The sequence below is a fragment of the Brevundimonas sp. Root1423 genome (assembly GCF_001426805.1).
Genome location: NZ_LMFL01000018.1, coordinates 20,696 through 40,450, shown reverse-complemented (window position 1 = coordinate 40,450; position 19,755 = coordinate 20,696). Strand labels below are relative to the sequence as shown.

The 19,755-nt window shown below is 68.6% G+C and carries 16 protein-coding genes and 1 pseudogene; 11 read left to right on the top strand and 6 right to left on the bottom strand.

Annotation, left to right across the window (positions count from 1 at the left end):
* The coding region (locus ASD25_RS12400) for a DEAD/DEAH box helicase (RefSeq protein WP_156389292.1) at window positions 1–659 on the bottom strand (659 nt) is incomplete at its 3' end.
* Window positions 660–947: 288 nt separating this feature from the next.
* Entirely contained in the window at window positions 948–1,577 is a 630-nt protein-coding gene (locus ASD25_RS12395) for a DUF1345 domain-containing protein (protein WP_369816584.1), read from the bottom strand.
* A gap of 175 nt (window positions 1,578–1,752) precedes the next feature.
* Here ASD25_RS12395 and ASD25_RS12390 point away from each other — a divergent pair, with 175 nt between their 5' ends.
* The 4 genes from ASD25_RS12390 (at window position 1,753) to ASD25_RS12375 (ending at window position 10,271) form a co-directional block, all read left to right on the top strand.
* Window positions 1,753–3,858, top strand: coding sequence for a malate synthase G (locus tag ASD25_RS12390; protein ID WP_055827977.1), 2,106 nt, complete (start codon window positions 1,753–1,755; stop codon window positions 3,856–3,858).
* A gap of 87 nt (window positions 3,859–3,945) precedes the next feature.
* Window positions 3,946–4,824: an ABC transporter ATP-binding protein gene (locus ASD25_RS12385; RefSeq protein WP_055827980.1), complete on the top strand. Its 879-nt coding sequence runs from the start codon at window positions 3,946–3,948 to the stop codon at window positions 4,822–4,824.
* 10 nt (window positions 4,825–4,834) lie between these two features.
* The gene (locus ASD25_RS12380; RefSeq protein WP_055827983.1) at window positions 4,835–8,416 is read left to right on the top strand and encodes a M1 family aminopeptidase; all 3,582 of its coding nucleotides are present in this window, start codon (window positions 4,835–4,837) and stop codon (window positions 8,414–8,416) included.
* An 85-nt stretch (window positions 8,417–8,501) separates the two neighbouring features.
* On the top strand, window positions 8,502–10,271 hold the full coding sequence (locus ASD25_RS12375) for an ATP-binding protein (protein ID WP_055827987.1): 1,770 nt from the start codon (window positions 8,502–8,504) through the stop codon (window positions 10,269–10,271).
* A 1-nt stretch (window position 10,272) separates the two neighbouring features.
* Here ASD25_RS12375 and upp read toward each other — a convergent pair whose 3' ends face one another.
* The 3 genes from upp to ASD25_RS12360 all read right to left on the bottom strand — a co-directional run.
* Window positions 10,273–10,902, bottom strand: a complete 630-nt coding sequence (upp, locus tag ASD25_RS12370; RefSeq protein ID WP_055829656.1) for a uracil phosphoribosyltransferase — start codon at window positions 10,900–10,902, stop codon at window positions 10,273–10,275.
* A 20-nt stretch (window positions 10,903–10,922) separates the two neighbouring features.
* Complete coding sequence (locus ASD25_RS12365; RefSeq protein ID WP_055827989.1) at window positions 10,923–12,164, bottom strand: URC4/urg3 family protein; 1,242 nt, start codon at window positions 12,162–12,164, stop codon at window positions 10,923–10,925.
* A 368-nt stretch (window positions 12,165–12,532) separates the two neighbouring features.
* The coding region (locus ASD25_RS12360) for a GTP cyclohydrolase II (RefSeq protein ID WP_156389293.1) at window positions 12,533–13,747 on the bottom strand (1,215 nt) is incomplete at its 3' end.
* 274 nt (window positions 13,748–14,021) lie between these two features.
* Between ASD25_RS12360 and ASD25_RS29375 the strand changes: the two are divergent.
* The 7 genes and pseudogenes from ASD25_RS29375 to ASD25_RS12325 all read left to right on the top strand — a co-directional run.
* Window positions 14,022–14,343: pseudogene (locus tag ASD25_RS29375) on the top strand (Ku protein); the annotation flags it as partial.
* A gap of 3 nt (window positions 14,344–14,346) precedes the next feature.
* On the top strand, window positions 14,347–15,009 hold the full coding sequence (locus ASD25_RS12350; protein ID WP_255356156.1) for a Ku protein: 663 nt from the start codon (window positions 14,347–14,349) through the stop codon (window positions 15,007–15,009).
* A gap of 56 nt (window positions 15,010–15,065) precedes the next feature.
* Entirely contained in the window at window positions 15,066–15,764 is a 699-nt protein-coding gene (locus ASD25_RS12345; RefSeq protein ID WP_055827998.1) for an SDR family NAD(P)-dependent oxidoreductase, read from the top strand.
* Window positions 15,765–15,891: 127 nt separating this feature from the next.
* The gene (locus ASD25_RS12340; RefSeq protein ID WP_055829658.1) at window positions 15,892–16,221 is read left to right on the top strand and encodes a PadR family transcriptional regulator; all 330 of its coding nucleotides are present in this window, start codon (window positions 15,892–15,894) and stop codon (window positions 16,219–16,221) included.
* A gap of 23 nt (window positions 16,222–16,244) precedes the next feature.
* Window positions 16,245–17,345 (top strand): hypothetical protein, encoded by a 1,101-nt coding sequence (locus ASD25_RS12335; RefSeq protein ID WP_055828001.1) that lies wholly within the window; start codon window positions 16,245–16,247, stop codon window positions 17,343–17,345.
* Between the two features lie 60 nt (window positions 17,346–17,405).
* Window positions 17,406–18,509: a bifunctional transcriptional activator/DNA repair enzyme AdaA gene (locus ASD25_RS12330; RefSeq protein WP_055828004.1), complete on the top strand. Its 1,104-nt coding sequence runs from the start codon at window positions 17,406–17,408 to the stop codon at window positions 18,507–18,509.
* Window positions 18,490–19,023: a methylated-DNA--[protein]-cysteine S-methyltransferase gene (locus ASD25_RS12325; RefSeq protein ID WP_055828007.1), complete on the top strand. Its 534-nt coding sequence runs from the start codon at window positions 18,490–18,492 to the stop codon at window positions 19,021–19,023. The genes ASD25_RS12330 and ASD25_RS12325 overlap by 20 nt, the downstream gene beginning before the upstream one ends.
* Here the strand turns inward: ASD25_RS12325 and ASD25_RS12320 are convergent.
* A complete protein-coding gene (locus tag ASD25_RS12320; RefSeq protein ID WP_055828009.1) occupies window positions 19,020–19,688 on the bottom strand; it encodes a hypothetical protein in 669 nt (222 codons plus the stop codon). The two genes, ASD25_RS12325 and ASD25_RS12320, sit on opposite strands and share 4 nt — an antisense overlap.
* Between the last annotated feature and the right edge of the window lie 67 nt (window positions 19,689–19,755).

Below are 19,755 nucleotides of genomic sequence, written 5' to 3'. Positions count from 1 at the left end.
ATCTGGTCGGCCTCGTCGAGGACGAAGATTTCCGTCTGGCTCAGGTCCAGCGTCTTCTGCTGCATGTGGTCCAGCAGGCGGCCSGGGGTGGCGACCAGRACGTCGAGGCCCTGTTGCAGGGCGCGTTCCTGCGGCCCGTACTTCACGCCGCCGAAGATCACCGCGACGCGGAAGCCGAGGTGTTTGCCGTAGCTCTTGAAGCTCTCGGCGATCTGGCTGGCCAGTTCGCGGGTCGGCGACAGGATGAGCACGCGCGTGGTGCGGGGCACGGGCGGAATGCGGTTGGCGGCCAGGCGGTGCAGGATCGGCAGGGCGAAGGCCGCCGTCTTGCCGGTGCCGGTCTGGGCGATGCCCAGCAGGTCCTTGCCGGCCATGACGTCAGGGATGGCGCTGGCCAGTTCACGGGTCGGCGACAGGATCAGGACGCGCGTCGTGCGGGGCACGGGCGGAATGCGGTTGGCGGCGAGGCGGTGCAGGATCGGCAGGGCGAACGCCGCCGTCTTGCCGGTGCCGGTCTGGGCGATGCCCAGCAGGTCCTTGCCGGCCATGACGTCAGGGATGGCCTGSGCCTGGATCGGGGTCGGGGTGGTGTAGCCTTCGGAGGCCAGCGCCTGCAGCAGGGCCGGGTTCAGGCCGAAGGAGTCGAATGTCTTGCTCATGGGAGCGGATGTCTTTCGCGTATGCGGCGACGCGCATCAGCCATGGCTCAACGCCGATAAGGCCGCGCACCGCCAGTCCCGATTTGGCTCCGGAAAGGGAGCCGCGACGGGGTGGATCGGGCGCCGCCCCGCGTGTCCGGGCAGCGAATGAATCTTGAGGAGCCGGCGACTGCTACAGTCAGGTCTTCGTCGTTGGACAAGACCCACACGCGCTGGAGGCGCCGGACATCGCAATTGTGCGACGCAGCGCAAATGGGCTTCCAATGCGGCCAAGTCAAGGCGCGGAGGTTAACCGCCGCCCAGCAGGCTGACCGCCATGTTCACCGTCAGGGCCACGATCACGGTGTTGAAGAGGAAGGCCGTGACGCTGTGAACCGTCGCGGTGCGGCGCAGCCCCTTGTCCGAAATCTGGATGTCCGCGGTCTGCTGGGCGACGCCGATGATCAGGGAGAAGTGGACGAAGTCCCAGTAGTCCGGCGCTTCGCCGCCGGGGAAGATCAGGCCGCCCCGATCCCGCGTCGCGCCCCTGGCGCGGCTGCCGCCGGCGGCAGCCGGCGCATAGAATATGTGGGCGTAGTGGAAGGCGAAGATGGCGTGGACGAAGGTCCAGGACAGGGCCACGGTCGCCAGGGCCAGAACGGCCGCGCGGCCCGCCCGATCCCTGTCGCCGGCGACCTGGACGGCCTCGCCCACGACGACGGCGATGCTGGCGAGGGCAGCCAGCAGCGCCAGCGGCAGGACGGCTCCGCCAGCCTCGTCCAGCGCCGCCGCGCGCTGGCGGATGTCGTCGGCGGATCGCTCGCGCATCAGCTTGAAGACGCACTCGACCAGAAACAGGCCGACGCCCACGTCCCAGCCCAGCGCCAGCCGCGACAGCCCGCCGCCGCCGATGGGCCAGGCCAGACTCGACAGGGCGATAAGCAGGAGGAGGATCAGCGGCTAGTGCAGGCGCAGCCAGGCGTATGCTTTCATGGGGCGATGTTGCGCCTGTTCCCGGCCTCGGCAAGCGTCGTGTTCTTCGCGCCTGCGAAAAGCGCTCGACTTCCCCCGGGTCATCACGGAATGTTTCAGGCTTGTTCCGAGGGAGTGCTCCATGGCGATGACGCCGCGCGCCGGATTGCGGGTCGCTGACGAACTGGCCGCCTTCATCGAAGCCGAGGCGCTGCCCGGGACCGGCGTCGAGCCGGAGGCTTTCTGGACCGGCGTCGCCGCCGTCTTCGCCCGGTTCGCGCCAGAGAACAGAAGGCTGCTGGCGGTTCGCGACGACCTGCAGGCGCGGATCGACGCCTGGCATGTTCAGCGCCGCGGCCAGCCCTATGACCTTCCCGCCGCGACCGCCTTCCTGCGGGAGATCGGCTATCTGGCCGACGAGCCCGGCGACTTCGCCATCGGCACGCGCAACGTCGACGCAGAGGTGGCGACCTTGGCCGGGCCGCAGTTGGTCGTGCCGAGCCTGAACGCCCGCTTCGTGCTCAACGCCGCCAACGCGCGATGGGGCAGTCTGTATGACGCCCTCTACGGGACGGATGCGCTGGGCGACCTGCCGCCGCCCGGGCGGTTCGACCCGGCGCGCGGGGCCAGGGTGGTGGCGCGGGCCAAGGCCTTACTCGACGAGGCTGTTCCGCTGGCCGAGGGCCGCTGGGCCGACCTGACCGATCCGCACCGAGGCATCGCGATCCGCGACCCCGGTCAGTATGTGGGCCGCAGCGAACGGTCGCGGCTGTTCCGGCACAACGGACTGCATATCGAGGTCGTGTTCGATCCGGACCATCCGATCGGCGCGACCGACCCGGCGGGCATCTCGGACGTCGTGCTGGAGTCGGCGTTGAGCACCATCGTCGATCTGGAGGATTCGGTTGCGGCGGTGGACGCCGCCGACAAGACGGCGGCGTATCGCAACTGGCTGGGCCTGATGAAGGGCGATCTCAGAGAGACCTTCGACAAGGGCGGGCGGTCGATGACGCGGGCCCTGGCGCCCGATCGGGCGTTCACCGCGCCGGACGGATCAACGGTGACCCTGCCGGGGCGGTCGCTGCTGTTCGTGCGCAACGTCGGCCATCTGATGACCACGCCGGCGGTTCGGCTGGCCGACGGGTCGGACGCGCCCGAGGGCGTGCTGGACGCCATCGTCACCTCGTTGATCGCCATGCACGATCTGAAGGGGCAGGGGCGGTTCCGCAACAGCAGGGCCGGCTCGATCTATATCGTCAAACCCAAGATGCATGGACCCGAGGAGTGCGCCTTCACGGACGCCCTGTTCGACGCGGTCGAGGACCTGCTGGGACTGGCCCGCCATACGATCAAGGTCGGGGTGATGGACGAGGAGCGCCGCACCTCGGCCAATCTGGCGGCCTGCATCCGTGCGGTGAAGGACCGGATCGTCTTCATCAACACCGGCTTCCTCGACCGCACCGGCGACGAGATCCACACCGCCATGCAGGCCGGGCCGGTGGTGCGCAAGGGCGAGATCAAGTCGTCCGCCTGGATCGCCGCCTATGAGGCCCGCAACGTCGCCATCGGGTTGAAGTGCGGTCTGTCGGGCCGGGCCCAGATCGGCAAGGGCATGTGGGCCGCGCCGGACCGGATGGCCGGGATGCTGGAGCAGAAGGCGGCGCACCCGAAGACCGGCGCCAACACCGCCTGGGTTCCCAGTCCGACGGCGGCGACCCTGCACGCCCTGCACTATCACCAGACCGACGTCTTCGCCCTGAGGGACGCGATCGCCGCGCGCCCGATCCCGGGTCTGGAGGACCTGCTGACCCCCTCGCTGGCCGCGGGCCGCAACTGGTCGGAGGCCGAGATCGCCGAGGAGCTGGACAACAACGCCCAGGGGCTGCTCGGCTATGTCGTGCGCTGGATCGATCAGGGCGTCGGCTGTTCCAAGGTGCCGGACATCCACGATGTCGGCTTGATGGAGGATCGGGCGACCCTGCGCATCTCGTCCCAGCACATGGCCAACTGGCTGCTGCACGGCGTCTGCACCGCCGAACAGGTCGATGCGGCGCTGCTGCGGATGGCGGCGAAGGTCGACGCCCAGAACGCGGGCGATCCGCTGTACCGCCCGATGGCGCCGGACCCCGCGGGCAGTCTGGCCTTCCGCGCCGCGAGAGCCCTGGTGTTCGACGGCGTCGCCCAGCCGAACGGCTACACCGAGCCGCTGCTTCATCAGTTCCGGCGGATGGCCAAGGACGCCGGCTGATCGGGCCGGACGCCAACCTGACAGAACCGTAACTTGCGGGTGGCAGGCCGCGATGACAAGGTTCCTTTACTTCACGAGGGGGCTTCCATGCTGACGATCGAAAACCTGACCCATGTCTATGGCAACGGCGTGCGAGCCCTGGACAACGTCAGTCTGACGATCCCGAAGGGCATGTTCGGCCTGCTGGGTCCGAACGGCGCGGGCAAGTCGACCCTGATGCGCTCGATCGCCACCCTGCAGACGCCGACCTCGGGCTCGATCCGCTTCGGCGACATCGACGTGATCAAGGACCCCGAGCAGCTGCGCCGCGTGCTGGGCTACCTGCCCCAGGACTTCGGCGTCTATCCGCGCGTCTCGGCCTACGACATGCTGGACCACATGGCGGTGCTGAAGGGCGTCTCCAACGGCAGGGACCGCAAGCAGACGGTCGAGGCCCTGCTGAACCAGGTCAATCTGTGGCCGGTGCGCGGCAAGGCGCTGGCCGGCTTCTCGGGCGGCATGCGCCAGCGCTTCGGCATCGCCCAGGCGCTGATCGGCAACCCCGAACTGATCATCGTCGACGAGCCGACAGCGGGCCTCGATCCGGAAGAACGCAACCGCTTCCTGAACCTGCTGGCCGAGGTGGGCGAGAATGTCGTCGTCATCCTGTCGACCCATATCGTCGAGGACGTCACCGACCTGTGCCCCCGCATGGCGGTGCTGGCCGGCGGCAAGATCCAGCTGGAGGGCTCGCCTCTCGAACTGACCCATGCGCTCGAAGGCCGGGTGTGGCGCAAGACCATCGACAAGGCCGAGCTGGCCGACCACCAGACGCGCTACAATGTCATCTCGACCCGCCTGTTCGCGGGCCGGACCGTGATTCACGTCCTGTCCGACGCCAACCCCGGCGACGGGTTCGAGCGGGCGCCGGGCGGTCTGGAAGATGTCTATCTGGCGACCGTCAACGCCTCGCGCCGCGCGGCCTGAGGGACGGATCATGTTCGCCAAGATCGCCAGTTTCGAATTCCGCTACCAGCTGCGCCAGCCGGCCTTCTGGGTCATCGCCATCGTCTTCGGCCTGCTGGCCTTCGGCGCCGTGGCCAGCGACAACGTCTCGCTGGGCTCGGGGGGCAACGTCCTCAAGAACGCGCCCTACGCCCTGGCCGGGGCCCACATCGTCTTCAACGTGTTCTTCATGCTGGCCACGACCGCGATCGTCGCCAACGTCGTGGCCCGCGACACCCAGACCGGGTTCGGGCCGATGATCCTGTCGACGCGGATCACCAAGGGGGCCTACCTCTACGGCCGCTTCTTCGGCGCCTTCGCCGCGGTGGCGCTCTGCTATCTCAGCATCGCGCTGGGCACACTGATCGGCACCTTCATGCCGTGGGTCGATCCGGAGACCATCGGGCCGCTGCGCGTCGGCGACTACGCCTATGCCTATGGCGTCTTCGGCCTGACGGGTCTGTTCCTGACCTCGGCCCTGTTCTTCATGCTGGCGACCGTCACCCGGTCGATGATGGCCACCTATATCGGCGTCGTCGCCGTGCTGATCGCCTACCTGGCCTCGACCGGCGTGCTCGGCCAGCGGCCCGAGTTCGAGACCGCCATGGCCTGGGCCGAGCCCTTCGGTTCCGGCGCCTACGCCCTGGTCACCAAATACTGGACCGCAGCCGAGCGAAACACGCTGAACGCGCCGTTGGAAGGCGTGCTGCTGTGGAACCGGGTCATCTGGACCGCCGTCGGCGCCTTGCTGCTGGCCGCGTCCTACGTGCTGTACCGGCCGTCCCCGCGCGGCGCGAAATTGAGGAAGCAGGAGCGGCTCAAGGCGCTGGTCGAGAAGGACGTCGCCGTCACGCCCGTCGGCGCCCTGCCGCGCCCGACCTATGGTCTGTCGAGCGCCCTCACCCAGCTGTGGTCGCGCACCGTCTTCGAGACGGTCCTGATCTTCAAGAGCCCGGCCTATGTCGTGCTGATCCTGCTGGGCTTCGCCTTCGCCATGGCGACGCTGTTCTTCACCGGGGAAATCTATGGAGCCCCGATCCTGCTGGTGACCCGGGTGGTGATCACGGGCCTGACCGGCGCCTTCGGCCTGATCTCCATCGTCATCGCCATCTACTACGCCGGCGAACTGGTCTGGCGCGACCGCGACCGCAAGGTGCACGAGATCGTCGACGCCTCGGCGACGCCGGACTGGACCTTCCTCGTGCCCAAGACCCTGGCCCTGGCCCTTGTGCTGGTCTCGACCGCCCTCGCCGGGGTGCTGGCCGGCGTCGTGACCCAGACGATCAAGGGCTACACCGACTATGAGCTGGAGAAATACCTGCTCTGGTACGTCTTCCCGCAGGCCGTCAGCTTCGGGCTTCTGGCCGTGCTGGCCATTTTCATCCAAGCCCTGTCGCCCAACAAATTCATCGGCTGGGCCATCATGGTGGTCTATCTGATCTCGACCATCGTGCTGTCGAACCTGGGCTTTGACCACGTCCTGTACCGCTATGGCGCGGGCATCGGCGTGCCGTTGTCCGACATGAACGGCCAGGGCGATTTTGTCGTCTTCTCGGGCTGGCTCGACGCCTACTGGACCGCCTTCGCCATCATCCTGCTGGTCCTTGCCTACGGCCTGTGGCGTCGGGGAACCGAGCAGCGGCTATGGCCCCGCCTGAAGCGGCTGCCGCATCGACTGATGGGGCCCGCGGGCGTCATCGGCGGCGCGGCCCTGGCGGTCTTCATCGGCCTGGGGGTCTTCATCTACACCAACACCAACGTCTGGAACGAGTATCGCACGCAGAGCGCGCAGGAGAAGGAACAGGCGGCCTATGAGAAGGCGCTGCTGCGCTATGAGGCCACGCCCCAGCCTTCGGTCGCCGACGTGCGGCTGGTCATGGACCTGCGGCCGCATCAGCCGAAGCTGACGACGCGCGGCGCCTATGTGCTGGTGAACAACACCGATGCGCCGCTGACCGAGGTTCACCTGCGCTGGCAGGACGATCTGGACATGGTCGGTCTGACCGTCGAGGGCGCCTCGGTGGCCCGCGAGTGGGAGGATTTCGAGTACCGCATCTACCGCTTCGCCACGCCGATGCAGCCGGGCGAGCGGCGCAACGTAACCTTCGAGACGGTGCTGGAACAGCGGGGCTTCAAGGCCCGTGGCAACACCACCCGGCTGGTCGACAACGGAAGCTTCGTGAACAACATGGAGTTCGCACCGATGATCGGCATGGACCGCCAGGGCCTGCTGACCGACCGCACCAAACGCCGCAAGGCGGGACTGCCGGCTGAACTGCGTCCGGCGAAGCTGGAAGACACCGCGGCCCAGGCGCGCAACTACATCGGCGCCGACTGGGTCACCGCCGACATCACCGTCTCGACCGACGCCGACCAGACCCTGGTCGCGCCCGGCCGGATGGTGTCGGACGTGGTGCGCGACGGCCGCCGCACCAGCCGGTTCGTCACCGAGTCCCCGGTGCTGAACTTCTTCTCGATCCAGTCCGCTCGTTACGAGCAGACCCGGCGCATGCACAATGGCGTCGAGCTGGTGGTCTTCCACGACCCCGGCCACGATCGCAACGTGCCGCGGATGCTGGACGCCCTGTCGGCCTCGCTGGACTATTTCCAGGCCAACTTCAGCCCGTACCAGTTCACCCAGGCGCGGATCGTCGAATTCCCGGACTACGCCAGTTTCGCCCAGTCCTATCCCAACACCTTCGCCTGGTCGGAAGGGCTCGGCTTCATCGCCGACCTGCGCGATCCGGAGAAGATCGACTACGTCACCTATGTCGCCGCGCACGAATTCGCTCACCAATGGTGGGCGCACCAGATCGTCGGCTCGAACCAGCAGGGCGCCACGTCCCTGTCCGAGACGCTGGCCCAGTACTCGGCCCTGATGGTCATGGAGAAGACGTACGGCAAGGACCAGATCCGTCGCTTCCTGAAACAGGAGCTGGACCGCTATCTCCGATCGCGCGGGACCGAACGGCTGGAGGAACTGCCCCTGATGCGGGTCGAGAACCAGCAGTATATCCACTACCAGAAGGGCGGGCTGGTCATGTATCTGCTGCGCGACCAGATCGGCGAGGACGCCGTCAACCGCGCCCTGCGCCGGGTGCTGGCGCAGTACGCCTTCAAGGGCGCGCCCTATCCGCGGTCGCTGGATCTGGTGGCGGCCATCCGCGCCGAGGCGCCGGCGGACAAGCAGGCCCTGATCACCGATCTGTTCGAGAAGATCACCGTGTATGACGTCAAGACGACGGGGATGACCTCGACGAAAAGGGCCGACGGCCGGTGGGACGTCACGGTCACCGTCGATGCGCGCAAGCTCTATGTCGACGGCAAGGGGGTCGAGACCGAAGCTCCGCTGAACGAGACCTTCGACATCGGCCTGTTCACCGCAGAGCCCGGCAAGGGCGCGTTCAACGCGCGCAACGTCGTGCTCCTGGAGCGGCGGCCGATCCGGTCGGGCGTTCAGACGCTGAGGTTCGTGACGACGCGGGCGCCCAGCTTCGGCGGCGTCGATCCCTACAACAAGTGGATCGACCGCAACTCGGACGACAATCTGCGGGCAGTGGAACAGGCGGGTTGACGCCCCGCTTGTCTGGCCCGGGATCCGCAGCTTAACGTTGACTTCATGGCTTGTGGCGTTTGCTGCGCCTGAGGGGGCGTAGGCCATGCGTCAGGATTTGCTGGGCTTTGACGAAGCGTTCGACCGCACGGCGGTCGAGACGCGGAGTCAGGCTGGCGCCCGCGCCGCCATCGGGGTGGCTGTGTTCCTGTCGGGGCTGACGGCCATTCCCCTGTCCGCCCTGCTGATCTGGGCGGCCATGTATGTCACCGGCGATCTGACCCTGTGGATCGCGACGAATCCGGCGAACCAGTTGCGGCGGCCGCTGCTTTTCCGGACGCTGAGACTGGCCGCGACCCTGCTCTCGACGTGCGCGTGGGTCACCATCGGCGCGCTGTGGTGGATGTCGCCCGGGGACTACGCCAAGGCGGCCGGGGTCGGGCTGATCGCGGGCGTGCTGTTGTACGTCGTGAGAGGGTGCCACCGGTCGTTGGCCCAGATGCTGGTCTCGGGCCTGCCTCCGGTCATCGCCCTTGTCACCCTTCCGTTCGTCGGCGGCGTGACCACGGCCAAGATCGGTCTTTTCACCGCGCTTGCGCTGCTGGTGACCTACGCCGTCAGTTCCGGCGTCAACGCCTGGCGCGGCTACCGCCGGCTGCAGCTGACGACCCTGGCCCTGGTCCAGAAGCAGCAGGAGGCCGAAGCGGCCAGCGTCGCCAAGAGCGAGTTCCTGGCCAATATGAGCCACGAGATCCGCACCCCGCTGAACGGGGTCCTCGCCATGGCCCATGTGCTGTACCGCGCCGACCTGCCGCCCAGGGAAAAGGAGGCCGCCGGCGTCATCTGCGCATCGGGGGAGATGCTGGAGCGGCTGTTGTCCGACGTGCTCGACCTCGCCAAGGTCGAAGCGGGCCAGATGGCCATCGAGGCCGCGCCCTTCGACGCGGCCGATCTGACCCGCAGCGTCGTGGCCTTGTGCCGGACGCGGGCCGAAGAAAATCAGGTCGACATGAATGTCGAAATCGACCCCGCCGCCGAGGGTCACTATCTGGGCGACACCGTGCGAGTCCGGCAGGTGCTGAGCAACCTGCTGGCCAATGCGGTGAAATTCACCAGCCGGGGCGAGGTTCGCGTCCGGCTGGGGGTCAATCCGGGCGGGACCCTGCGTTTCACCGTTTCGGACACCGGGGTCGGGTTTGATCCGGTGATGAAGGCGCGCCTGTTCGAACGTTTCGAACAGGCGGACGGATCGATCACGCGCCGGTTCGGCGGCAGCGGTCTGGGTCTCGCGATTTCGCGCAGTCTGGTGGAGATGATGGGCGGATCGCTGGATTGTGACAGCACGCCCGGCCTCGGATCCCGATTCTGGTTCGATCTGCCACTGCCCCGGAGCGGCGCGGCCGAGCCGGCCGCGGCGGCCCCTGCCGAGGTGGTCCCGGAACCGGCGCAAACGGATCAGCTCAACCTGCTGGTCGCCGACGATCACCCGACCAATCTGAAGGTCGTGGAGATCATCCTGGCCCAGAGCGGGGTGGCGGTGACCGCCGTGACGGATGGCCTCCAGGCGGTGGAGGCCCATGCCCTGCATACCTTTGACCTGATCCTGATGGACATGCAGATGCCCGTGATGGACGGCTTGACGGCCGTGGCGACGATCCGCGCCGCCGAAGCCGCCGCGGGCGGGCGCCGGACGCCGATCATCATGCTGACCGCCAACGCCGGGCCCGAGCATGTGGCGGCGGGGCGGGCGGCCGGCGCGGACCGGCACCTGACCAAGCCGATATCGCCGGCGGTCCTGCTGACCGTCATCGCCGAAGCGACCGCATGTGCGACGGAGACCGCGGAGGCCGCGCCGCGCGAACGGCTGGCCGGCTGATCTAGCGGGTCCCGAACAGCCGGTCGCCGGCGTCGCCGAGGCCGGGCACGATGTAGCCGTGCTCGTTCAGGCGTTCATCGACCGCGGCGGTCCAGATCGGCACGTCCGGGTGCCAGCCGCGCAGCCGTTCCAGGCCTTCGGGAGAGGCGACCAGGCAGACGAAGCGCAGGTTGGTGACGCCGCGCTCCTTGAGCCGTTCAAGGGCGGCGACGGCGGTGTTGCCGGTGGCCAGCATCGGGTCGATGACCACGCACAGGCGCTCGGCCACGTCGTCGGGCGCGCGGAAATAGTATTCGACGGCGTCGAGCGTCACCGGCTCGCGGTACAGGCCGATGTGACCGACCCGGGCCGAGGGGACCAGCTCCAGCATGCCGTCGACCAGGCCGAGGCCGGCGCGCAGGATGGGGACGAAGACCATCTTCTTGCCGGCGATGCGCTGGCCGGTGGTCGGGCCGACCGGGGTCTCGACGGGGTAATCTTCCAGCGGCAGATCGCGGGTGACCTCGTAGCAGAGCAGGGTCGAGATCTCGCGCAGCAGCTGGCGGAAACGGGCGGTGGAGGTGTCCTTCGAACGCATGATGCTGAGCTTGTGGGCCACCAGCGGGTGGGCGACGACGGTGACGCCGTCCATCTTGAAGGTCTTGCCCGGCATCAGAATACGGTCCCGTCGGAGAGGATGATCAGGGGCGGTCCGCCGCCCGGTCTGCGTTCGGCGGCGGCGCGGCGGCCGGCGGCCCAGGTGCCGCCCTCCAGCACGCTGGCCAGCGGCATGGCCGGGACGCCGACGCCGAGCTCGGCGCGAACCAGAGGCGCGAGCTTGTCCAGCAAGGCCACGGTCATGGCGCGCCAGCCGACCACCAGCGGATCGGACACGGGCCACGGTTTCGCGGCGTCGGCGGGGTCCTTCAACGTCAGCACGCCGAGGTCCATGAACAGGCCGCCGTTGCGGTATTCGGCCAGTCCGGTCAGGCCGTTGAGGTCGGTGACCTGGACGCCCGCCGTCTGCAGCGGCTCGACCAGCGAATAGCTGAGCCACTGCGACAGTTTGTGGATCGGCACGAGGGCGTCGGTGGCGTCGCCGCGCTTCAGGGCCGGATGCGCCCAGCAGTCGCCGAGGTCGACGCCGCCGAGCGTCAGGCGGTCGCGCCAGACGGGGCCGAGGGCTTCCAGCAGGACCTCGAGAATGACGGGGGCGGGCAGGCGGTCCTGATCGTCGGCCCGGTCGACCATGGCGTCGAACAGGCCGCCGGGACGGGGCTCGTCCTCGAGCGCGAACAGGTCGGGCTCGGCGAGGCAGGCCTGACCGAGGCGGCGCAGCAGCGCGGCGCGGCCCTCGAGGCCGACCAGCGGATTGTCGGCCGTGACCTGAAAACCCTTCGCCAGATCGGCGGCGGTGAGGAAGGTCAGGGCCACGGCGTCGACGCGCCAGGGATCGCCCTCGGTGATGGAGAAGGCGCCGGCCTCGAACATGCGCAGGGAGGCGATGGCCAGACCCTCTGACCGGGTCAGGACGCGGCCGGTCTGCTTGTCCTTGTACGACCAGTCCGGGCCGGAGCCCGCGTCGAGCAGGACCGAGACAATGGCCAGGTCGAACTCGGCCCGGGCGCGCGAGGCCGGGTCGAGCCAGTCGCGGGCCTCGGCCGCCGGCCCCCAGAGATCGACGCCGTCCACGGCGAAATGCCGCCAGCGGGCGTGGAAGGGGACGGCCAGGGTCGGATACTGGTCGCGGATCACGGCGGCGACGTAGCGGGCGACCTCGGGCAGGCGGTCGAGGTCGACGGTCCAGTGATCGAGGCCGCCGGCGACCCCGATCTCCAGCATCTCGTGCGCCCGTTCGCGGACGGCGGCGGCGCTGAGCAGGCTGTGCGCCTGCGCGGTTTCAGAACTGCTCAAGGTCGCGGCCCACCACGCGGGTCAGGTCCTCGGCCGAGGGCGGCGCGTCGGGGGTGAAATAGCCGGCCGCCTTCTTGGCCTCCATCTCCACCGAGGCGTCGGGCGGCACCAGATAGTCGGGGATCGGCACCCGCTCGCCGATCTCGATGCCCGAGGCGGTCAGGGCGTCGTGCTTCATGTTGGACATGGAGACGAAGCGGTCGATCCGGGTGATCCCCAGCCAGTGCAGGATGTCGGGCATCAGTTGCTGGAAGCGCGCGTCCTGCACCCCGGCGACGCATTCGGTGCGCTCGAAATAGGTGGCGGCCTGGTCGCCGCCCGGCTGGCGCTTGCGGGCGTTGTAGACGAGGAATTTGGTGACCTCGCCNGAAAATAACTCGCCGCCTTGGGTCGGGGGTGAAATAGCCGGCGGCCTTCTTGGCCTCCATCTCCACCGAGGCGTCGGGCGGGATCAGATAGTCGGGGATCGGCACCCGTTCGCCGATCTCGATGCCCGAACCGGTCAGGGCGTCGTGCTTCATGTTCGACATGGAGACGAAGCGGTCGATCTTCGTGATGCCCAGCCAGTGCAGCACATCGGGCATCAGCTGCTGGAAGCGCGCGTCCTGCACCCCGGCGACGCATTCGGTGCGCTCGAAATAGGTGGCGGCCTGGTCGCCGCCCGGCTGGCGCTTGCGGGCGTTGTAGACGAGGAATTTGGTCACTTCCCCGAGGGCGCGGCCCTCCTTGCGGTTATAGGCGATCAGGCCGGCGCCGCCGTCCTGGGCCTCGCGGATGCAYTCCTCGATSCCGTGGGTCAGATAGGGGCGGCAGGTGCAGATGTCCGAGCCGAAGACGTCCGAACCGTTGCACTCGTCATGGACGCGGCAGGTCAGGCGGCGGTGCGGGTCGGCGATCGCGGCTGGGTCGCCGAAGACGTAGAGGGTGATGCCGCCGATCGGSGGCAGGAAGACCTTGATGTCGGGCCGGGTGACGAGGTCGGCGTACATGCCGCCGGTCTGTTCGAACAGGGTGCGGCGCAGGGCSGTCTCGGTGACGCCGAAGCGTTCGGCGATGCCGGGCAGGTACCAGACGGGGTCGATGGCGGCCTTGGTGACGGCGACGTCGCCGCTCTCATGCACGATCTGGCCGTCGGCCTTGAGCCGGCCGGCGGCGAGGGCCTCGCCGATCTCACCAAGCTGCAGGCGGGCGCGGGTGACGGCGATGGTGGGGCGGATGTCGACGCCGTCGCGAATTTCGTCGGCGAAATCCTCGGCGACGCGGGCGCCCCAGGGGTCGAGCGAGACGATCTTCGACGCGTCGGTCCACTGTGGGAACGGGCCCATGGGCGTGGTCGGCGAGGTATTGGTCAGGTCGGGCCGGTTGTCAGCGCTCATGGCGCCCGAAGAGACGGCGAGCGCGCGGTAGACCGAATAGGCCCCGCCGTGGGCGCCGATGGCGTTGCGGTCGCTGCCCGAGTTGACGGTGCCGATGACGGGCCCGCGTTCCTTCGCGGTCGCCGCGCCCCAGTTCAGGGGAAAGCGGCTGACGGTCCCCGCGCCGGGGTGGGAGTTGAGCCGGATGTGGCTCGGTCGGTTGGACATGGTTCCTCACTCGATGCCGGCTTGTTGTTTTTCTTGGGCCGGACTCTGCAGGACACACCTGTTGCGACTCGCTGTCCAGAGGGCTTGAGGTTGTCTCCTCCCTGTTCGCGCAGCGAATGGGGAGGGGTGGAGGGGCGCCAACCGCGTTCCTGCTTCTACCCTTCCACCGCTTCGCGGTCCCCCTCCCCATCGGCTTCGCCGACAGTGAGGAGACGAGCCCGCTGAACCCCTCCCGCCCACCTGCGTTCTGCCGCCGCAACACGGAGTCTGCACCATGGCCGCCCGACCCACCTGGCAGGGACATCTGAAGCTGTCGCTGGTGACCTGTCCGGTCGCCCTCTACACRGCGACGTCSAGCGCSAGCCACGTCAGCTTCCACCTGATCAAYCCCGACACCAACAACCGCATCCGCATGGTGCCGACCGATCCSGASACCGGGCCGGTCGARCGSTCSGAYCTGGTCAAGGGSTWYGAGGTGTCCAAGGACGAATACGTCCTGTTCGACGACGCCGACTTCGACAAGGTCAAGCTGGAGTCGACCCGGACCATCGACATCAACCAGTTCGTCGACGAGGACGCAAGGCCAGCGGCGCGCCNACCTGGTCAAGGGGTTCGAGGTGTCCAAGGACGAATACGTCCTGTTCGACGACGCCGACTTCGACAAGGTCAAGCTGGAGTCGACCCGCACCATCGACATCAACCAGTTCGTCGACGAGGACGAGATCGACCGGCTGTACTGGGACGACCCCTTCTATGTGGTGCCCGAGAAGGGGGTGGGGGCCGAGGCCTTCGCCGTCATCCGCGACGCCATGAAGGCCGCCGGCAAGATCGCCATCGGCTGTCTGGTGCTGCGCGGTCGCGAACGGCAGATCGCGCTGGAGGTGCGAGGCAAGGGACTGGTCGCCTACAGCCTGCGGCCCCACGACGAGGTGCGCGACGCCGGCGAGTATTTCGACGACATCCCGGCGGTGAAGGCCGATCAGGACATGGTCGAGATCGCCACCCGGATCATCGGCCAGAAGGAGGCGGCGTTCGATCCGTCGAAATTCACCGACCGCTACGACGACGCCCTGAAGGAGATGATCAAGGCCAAGCAGAAGGGCGGCAAGGGCCTGGTCGAGGCGCCGGAGCCCGACGACACCAATGTGGTGGACCTGATGGCGGCGCTGCGGGCCAGCCTGAAGGGCTCGGCGGGAGGCAAGGCCGCCCCGGCGAAGAAGGCGGCGGCGAAGAAGCCCGCTGCGAAGACGAAGGCGGCATAACGCCTCGCCGTCCTGCGCCGCTTGACCATTCGGCGGTGCGGGTCGCTGATCGCGCCATGACGGATACACAGGATCAGGCGGCGGTGGTCATCGGCGCCTCGGGCGGCATCGGCGCGGCCGTCGCCGGGTTGCTGCGGGCGTCCGGGCGGTTCGCCGTCGTGCACGCCCTGTCGCGATCGGAGACCGGCCTCGACCTGGAGGCCGAGGCGTCGATCGCGGAGGCCGCCGGGCGGGTCGCGGAGGGGGCGCCGCCGACCCTGGTCTTTGTCGCCACCGGCGTGCTTCACCACGGATTCGAGCCCGAACGCGGCTATCGTGCCCTGACGGCGGACCACATGATGCGCGACTATCGCATCAACACGGTGGGGCCGGCGCTGGTCGCCAGACATTTCCTTCCGCTGCTGCCGCGCGACCGGCGGGCGGTGTTTGCGGCCCTGTCGGCGCGGGTCGGGTCGATCGGGGACAACCGGCTGGGCGGGTGGCACAGCTATCGCGCGTCAAAGGCGGCGCTGAACATGGTGCTGCGCAATCTGGCGGTCGAGCTGGGGCGCACCCATCCGCAGGCGGTGGTCGCGGGGCTGCATCCGGGGACGGTGGACACGGCGCTGAGCCAGCCGTTCCAGCGCGGCGTCAAGCCGGAGACGCTGTTCACCGCGGACTATTCCGCGGAGCGGTTGCTGGCGGTGATCGACGGTTTGACGGCCGCCGACAGCGGCGGCGTCTTCGCCTGGGACGGCGCGCGCATTCCCGAGTGAGGTGCGGGTCCGGCCGTCATCCTCGGGTCAAGCCCGAGGATAACGGACAGCGGGAGCTCTTGACTCGCTCACACAGTATGCGGCATACACTGTGCGTGACACACTATGTGAGATGCAGGGAATCGGCATGAGCCTCGATCCGGACCTTTATGAATCCATGCGGCTGGAGCTGCGGCGCGGGTCGCTGGTGCTGGCGGTGCTCGCCTGCCTCAGGACCGAGCGGTACGGCTACACCCTGCGTCAGGCCCTGGCCGCCGACGGGCTGGAGATGGAGGAATCGACCCTCTATCCGCTGCTGCGAAGGCTCGAGAGCCAAGGCCTGCTGAACAGCGAATGGCGCGAGGAGGAGAAGCGGAAGAAGCGCTTCTACGTCCTGTCGCCGGGCGGCGTCTCGATGCTGGCCGCCCTGACCGACGAATGGCGGGGCATCAACGCCTCGCTCGACAAGATTCTCTGAAACCGGGCTGAAGGGGAAAAGCCATGGACATGATCGACCGCTATCTGAACGCCGTCGCCGCGCAACTGCCGCAGGACGAACGGGCCGACATCGTCGCCGAGCTGCGCGATCTGATCCTGAGCCGCTTCGAGGCGAAGGAGGAGGAACTGGGCCGGCCGCTGACCGAGGACGAGCAGGAGGCCATCCTGAGGGAGATCGGCCATCCGCTGGTCGTGGCGGCGCGATATCGCAAGGGGCCGGACCATCTGGTGGGGCCCGAACTGTTTCCCTACTGGCTGTTCGGAGTGAAGGCGGGACTGCTGGTGTTGCTGGCGGTGCAGGCGATCGGCCTGTTCATCCATCTGATCAGCGGGACGGCGGATTCGGGTCAGGCGATCGCGCAGGCCTTCCACGGCTTCTTCGGCTCGGGCCTGACCCTGATCGGCGTGGCGACGGTCGCCGCCGCGGTGTTCGAACACTACGATATCCGGCCGAAATGGATGACGCAGTGGCGGGTCAAGGATCTGGGGGCCTTCGGTCTGTCGGATCCGGCCGCCTGGGGCGCTTCGGTGGCGGGGACCGAGACGGCGAAACAGACGTGGAGGCTCCGGCCCGCCAAGGCCTGGCCTGGCGCGGAATACGCCTTCTCGTTCATCGCCGTGGGCATGTTCTGCCTGTGGTGGGTCGGTCTGCTGCACTTCCCGGGCCTGGTGCATGTCGAACTGCTCGGCGCCGATGCGACCGTGACGCCCGCGCCGGTCTGGACCACCCTGTTCGCGCCGATCCTGATCTACGCCCTGATGCAGATGACGGTCGACCTGAACAGCCTGTTCCGTCCCCATGCGGTGCGGCTGCGGGCCGCGGCGCGACTGGGGATCGCGGCCGGCGGCCTGTGGCTGACGTGGATGATCCTGCAGGCCGGACACTGGTTCACCCTGACCGCCGACGACGGCGAGACCGCGCGCGTGGCCGGCGACTGGGGCATGCTGGACGCGGAGCGCCTGAGAACGCTGGGCGACGGCGCCCGCGATCTGGCCGGGGTGGCGGACACCCTTTCGGTGGTGATGGTCTGGGCCCTGGCCTTCTCGGCGATCAGCCTGATCTTCAGCCTCTTCGCCAATCTGTGGCGGCTGGCGCGGGGGTGATCCCACTCAAATGTCCGAAAACCGCGAGACATCCGGCCTGCTCGGGCTCATTCTGCGGGCATGGAAAACGCTGGCGAGCTCGATCAGGAGGCCTGTTACCGCGCGGTGCTGACGCGGGACGCGCGGTTCGACGGGCGCTTCTTCGGCTGCGTCAAGACCACGGGCATCTACTGCCGCCCGGTCTGCCCGGCGCGGACGCCCAACCGGGAGAACATGTTTTTCGTCGTCACCGCCGCGGCGGCCGAGGAGGCGGGCTTCCGCGCCTGCCTGCGCTGCCGGCCCGAGACGGCGCCCGACATGGGGGCCTGGCGGGGAACCTCGAACACGGTCAGCCGGGCCCTGGCCCTGATCGAGGCGGGGGCGCTGGATGAGGGCGACGTCGACGGTCTGGCCGCGCGGTTGGGGGTGGGCGAGCGGCACCTGCGGCGGTTGTTCCGCCAGCATCTGGGCGCCGCGCCGGTCAGCGTGGCCCAGACGCGGCGGGTGCTGCTGGCCAAGGCGCTGATCCACCAGACGGACCTGAGCATGGCGCAGGTGGCCCTGGCCTCGGGCTTCGGCAGCGTACGGCGGTTCAACGAGACGTTCCAGGCCCTCTACGACCGCCCGCCCTCGGCCCTGCGCCGGCGCGGCGAGCGGGTGCATGAGGGCGGGGTCAAGCTGAGCCTGTCCTACCGCCCGCCCTATGACTGGGACGCCATGTTCGCGGCCCTGACCGGGCGCGGCGACATGGTCGCGGGGACGCGCTGGTCGCGGCGGCTGACGCTCGATGGGGAGGGAGCCGACGGCTCGGTCACGGTCGAACCGGCCGAGGCCGGCAAGGTCTCGATCTGTATCGAGGCGACCGATCTGAAGGCCTTGCCGGGGGTGCTGGCGCGGGTGCGGCGGGTGTTCGACCTGTCGGCCGACCCGGAGGCCATCGCCCGCGACCTGTCCGCCGATGCGGTGCTGAAGCCGCTGGTCGAGGCGCGGCCGGGGCTGAGGCTGCCGGGCCAGTGGATCGATGACGGAGTCGAGGCGCCGAGCGACCGGTTGAAGGACGAAACCTTGACCGCCCGCGCCGAAGCCTGGCGTCCGTGGCGGGCCTATGGCGCGCTGTATCTCGCGATGGCGGGGATCAACGGCGCCCAGTTGATGGAGAGAGACGATGCGAAACGCGCAGCCTGAAACCCTGACGCTCGACCGGGTCGCCACGCCGACCGGAGAGGTGCTGCTGGTCACCGATGCGGAGGGCGTCGTGAGGGCGCTGGACTTCGCCGGCTACGAGGAGCGGATGATGCGGCTGCTGCGCCGCCACTGGGGCGAGGCGGCGCTGGTTGAGGGCCGGGCGCCGGCGAGGGTGCGGGCGGCGGTCGAGGCGTATTTCGGCGGCGATCTGACCGCCCTGGACCGACTGGCGGTCAAGACCGGCGGCACCGTTTTCCAGCGCGCCGTCTGGGACGCCCTGCGCGCCATTCCGGCGGGCGAGACGCGGACCTACGGCCAGCTTGCGGCGGCGATCGGCTCGCCGAAGGCGGTGCGGGCTGCGGGCCTGGCCAACGGCCAGAACCCCGTCGCGGTGATCGTCCCCTGCCACCGGGTGATCGGGGCCAACGGAACGCTGACCGGCTATGCCGGCGGAATCGAGCGCAAGCGCTGGCTGCTGGAGCACGAGCGGGCCAGCGCCCGCGCCGCCGTCTAGAATTTGTAGTTCAGGCCGACCTGGACGACCGGGAACAGGCCGTAGCCTTCGGTTTCCTCGGTGATGCGCTGGCTTTCGTCGCGCAGCCGGGCCTGGAAGGCCGCGTCGTTGGACAGGCTGCCGCCGGTCGAGGTCAGGGCGACCTCGGGCTCGTCGCTCCAGGCGACGCCGGCGACGGCGCGGAAGCCCCAGCGGCCGCGGCGGTAGAAGGTGTCGTCCCAGCCGATGCCGACGAAGGGGGCGACGTCGCGCAGCTTGACCGCGCCGTTCAGGGTTCCGACCTGGGACGGCGTATAGGTCTGGCCCCCGATCTCCACAGGCCCGGTCGGTGTCGCGGCCAGGTCGATGTCGCGGTCGCCCATATAGGCGCCGCCCGAGATCAGCAGGCCGTTGGCCATCGGGTGCATGTCGATGAAGCCGCCGATGGTGTCGAAGGCCAGGTCGGCGTTGTAGTCGACCCCGTCATAGCTTTCGTCGGCGCTGTGGGTGAGGCGGTCGATGGATCCGCGAAGCGTGAAGATGGGACCGACCTTGACCTGGACCTCGACGCCGAGACCGGTGGTTCCCGCCGTGGCCCCGACCGCGATGCCGGGCTCGGACGATTGCGCCATCGCCGATCCGGCGGACAGAAGCAGGACGACGGCGACGACGGGGATCAGGCGCATGGGGGTTTCTCAGGCAGTTTCATCCCTTGCAGCCGGTTCCGGTTAAGATCGCGTTTCCCATAATCGG

Coding starts and splice junctions, on each gene's coding strand:
- ASD25_RS12390 (WP_055827977.1), top strand. CDS start 1,753: ATGGCGATGACGCCGCGCGCCGGATTGCGGGTCGCTGACGAACTGGCC.
- ASD25_RS12385 (WP_055827980.1), top strand. CDS start 3,946: ATGCTGACGATCGAAAACCTGACCCATGTCTATGGCAACGGCGTGCGA.
- ASD25_RS12380 (WP_055827983.1), top strand. CDS start 4,835: ATGTTCGCCAAGATCGCCAGTTTCGAATTCCGCTACCAGCTGCGCCAG.
- ASD25_RS12375 (WP_055827987.1), top strand. CDS start 8,502: ATGCGTCAGGATTTGCTGGGCTTTGACGAAGCGTTCGACCGCACGGCG.
- upp (WP_055829656.1), bottom strand. CDS start 10,902: ATGGACGGCGTCACCGTCGTCGCCCACCCGCTGGTGGCCCACAAGCTC.
- ASD25_RS12345 (WP_055827998.1), top strand. CDS start 15,066: ATGACGGATACACAGGATCAGGCGGCGGTGGTCATCGGCGCCTCGGGC.
- ASD25_RS12340 (WP_055829658.1), top strand. CDS start 15,892: ATGAGCCTCGATCCGGACCTTTATGAATCCATGCGGCTGGAGCTGCGG.
- ASD25_RS12335 (WP_055828001.1), top strand. CDS start 16,245: ATGGACATGATCGACCGCTATCTGAACGCCGTCGCCGCGCAACTGCCG.
- ASD25_RS12330 (WP_055828004.1), top strand. CDS start 17,406: ATGGAAAACGCTGGCGAGCTCGATCAGGAGGCCTGTTACCGCGCGGTG.
- ASD25_RS12325 (WP_055828007.1), top strand. CDS start 18,490: ATGCGAAACGCGCAGCCTGAAACCCTGACGCTCGACCGGGTCGCCACG.
- ASD25_RS12320 (WP_055828009.1), bottom strand. CDS start 19,688: ATGCGCCTGATCCCCGTCGTCGCCGTCGTCCTGCTTCTGTCCGCCGGA.